This is a genomic window from Rhodopirellula halodulae (assembly GCF_020966775.1).
GTDB classification, from domain to species: Bacteria; Planctomycetota; Planctomycetia; order Pirellulales; family Pirellulaceae; genus Rhodopirellula; species Rhodopirellula halodulae.
In genome coordinates this window covers 1-805 of record NZ_JAJKFV010000006.1, presented here as the reverse complement: position 1 = coordinate 805, position 805 = coordinate 1, and the positions used below count along the sequence as shown (strand labels likewise).

Sequence of the window (805 nt, the reverse complement as noted above, 5' to 3'; positions counted from 1 at the left end):
CGGTCTCGATCTTCGGTGTGATTGTCAGGGCTGCGGCGAAGGCAACAGTGAATTGTTGGAATCGATGTTTTTCTGAAGCGTAGTCGAAGCCGAGCGGACATTCCCAACGCTCCGGATCGTCGTTTGCCTTGAGGAGTTCCGAGTAGTTCAGTGCGTGCTCCATTTCCGTCGGCGAACGTCACCAATCACCCGGCGGCGACGAGAGATTGCCCATTGTCAAAACGCCCGACTTCGCCGCTCGGGTGCATTGGATTGTTCCCCGCAATCATGAAAGTGGCGGACAAGATCATTGGCTGGGCCGCGTGAGCGCCGCCACAATCTCTGATTCAGGTGTGCCGCCATCAAATACCAATCGCGGTCCAGCAATCGGGTACAGAACTAGTATGGGTATTGATCTGAATCCCTGTTCGTTCAGTTTGTCGAAGTCTCTGCTGCCGGAATTCGTTAAGTCGGCTTCCATCGAAACGTATCCGGCATCAGCAAGGCACTGATGAATAGCGGGAGTCGCCAATCCGCCTTTGGGATCCATGGACAGAGCCCACCGAGCATAGAAAAGGACCGCGGATGGCCTCCCTTTTAATTCGTTTTCTGCGACCGCGGCGCTCGTGTACGGAATCCATTTGATGGCTTCCGATTTGCGTGAAGTCGTGACGAAGGTTGCGAACAGTGCGACTGCTGCAGTAACAGCGGCTACGATTGCTCGCTTAGAGCCTATCCGGAAACTGGTATTTGCTGAAAGCCTGATAAACGCGATACTTTGAGCTCCTCGAAGCAACGGAGTGTGCGATGACCGATGGCAACCGAA

The 805-nt window shown here is 54.3% G+C and carries 1 protein-coding gene; it reads right to left on the bottom strand.

The window, feature by feature from the left end; all coding sequences use genetic code 11:
• Positions 1–286: 286 nt before the first annotated feature.
• Positions 287–805: hypothetical protein (locus tag LOC70_RS05415; RefSeq protein WP_230252374.1), on the bottom strand; the 519-nt coding region annotated here is incomplete at its 5' end.